Source organism: Burkholderia sp. ABCPW 14 (genome assembly GCF_001523835.1).
Taxonomy (GTDB): Bacteria; Pseudomonadota; Gammaproteobacteria; order Burkholderiales; family Burkholderiaceae; genus Burkholderia; species Burkholderia mayonis.
Genome location: NZ_LOVS01000205.1, coordinates 1 through 1,613 on the forward strand (window position 1 = coordinate 1; position 1,613 = coordinate 1,613).

General features: G+C 55.9%; 1 protein-coding gene and 1 pseudogene. One reads left to right on the forward strand and one right to left on the reverse strand.

The genetic code is table 11. The annotated features are described in order from the left end of the window. Window positions 1-187: transposase (locus tag WS62_RS31165; RefSeq protein WP_331460071.1), on the forward strand; the 187-nt coding region annotated here is incomplete at its 5' end. Between the two features lie 992 nt (window positions 188-1,179). Here the strand turns inward: WS62_RS31165 and WS62_RS31170 are convergent. After that, a pseudogene (locus tag WS62_RS31170) lies at window positions 1,180-1,472 on the reverse strand (transposase); the annotation flags it as partial. Window positions 1,473-1,613 lie beyond the last annotated feature (141 nt).

Here is a 1,613-nt window from a genome sequence, read left to right on the forward strand (position 1 = left end):
GCCCGGTTACGCGCCCGATCTGAATCCAGTCGAATACCTCTGGGCTTGGCTCAAGCGGCACGCCTTGGCCAACTTCTGTCCCAACAACCTGACCGAGTTGAAGCACACCGCTCGATGCAAGCTCAAGAGTGGCCAGAAGCGCAAATCGATCATCGCTGCTTGCTGGAAGCAAGCCGAGCTTTGGTAATGTCATGATTTACGTAATTCTCAATAAGAGCCCCGTTTAGGCGAAGCCGCCCTCAAGAGCCGACACGACAAGAAACGAATTCGGGATACGCCGATACTCAAAAGCGGCCCACCATGTACAACGCGCAGCTACTGTGCCCCGACCAACTGATAGCCAGTCGTCCTCGAACGCGCGTCGAATCCGCCATTGGCAGCGCGTCGAAAGAAGCTGGCAACGTGCCAAGGCGGCCGCTTGCCGGATGCATGGGGAAGCCAGGCGTACGGGGCCGTCGCCTTTCGGAATCGGCGAAAAATGTCGCAGTGTTAATACGTGACGCGCGAAGGGTGGCGCGTTTCCATTGCCGCGAAGACATGACGAGTTCGGGCGCGATGATGTGGCGACATCGCGTGACGAAATAAGTCGACGTCGGCGTGCCGTCAGTACGAGATATTGGACGACTACTCGTGAGTGACGCGAAACGCGATGAACAAGGAAAAATGATGCTGGTATGCAACATCGGCCTTCGTCATTTCACTTTGGACGCATGTCGCCCTGGGTCCGATGCTTGTCGGAGGCCACGGCCACCCCGTGCACGGTGTACTTGCCGGGCGACGAGGGATTTTCGACCTTTTCGTACTAAATCTGGCAGTTTCTCCTCAGAGCCTTTATTTATAAGGTTCTCAGAGGCCTGTGACTATTGTCAGTAGGCAAAAAATACGTCTGCGATATCATACCTGCCCGCGATTACGGATCGCGCGAACTTGATGGGAGGCAGGAGATGCCATGTCTGGAATTTCGCTATGAGGGAAAGGACCGTCTATCCGCCTCCAGTCAGCGCGGCTTGATGTGCCTCGGCATCGTATCGCATCCGATCACCACCCCGTAGTCCAAGGTTGCGCAAGGTAGTGTTGTAATGGCAAACAGGTAAGATCGGGACTCATCAAACCTGCATCGTCTTCTGGACATCACGGTCCCTGGCAAAAATGACGAATGGCGCGTTCGGTCATCAATATTCGGACCGCTTCGCGCTTGGCCTGCTGGCTTGCTACTTTCAAGCCAGCAGATCCTTCAGCGCGGCGTTGTCGAGCATCGATTCGGCCAACAGGCGCTTGAGCTTGTTGTTTTCCTGCTCCGGTTCCTTCAGGCGCTGCGCTTCGGAGACCGTCATCCCGCCGAACCTCGCTTTCCAGTTGTAATAGGTCGCTTCCGAGATGCCGTACTTGCGGCACAGCTCCGACGGCTTCAGGCCAGCCTCGGCTTCCTTCAGAGTGCCGATGATTTGCTCTTCGGTGAATCGCTTTTTCATTGCCGTTCCTCTCTTGTTGATGGCGATGTAAAACCGCACTTAAACGGCGGCGCAATGCTGAGTAATTCGCTCAAGTACGAAGGGGCCCATCGAGGGCCCCTTTGACGTGATGCGTTGGCGTCGTCGTTCAGAATGGCGGGT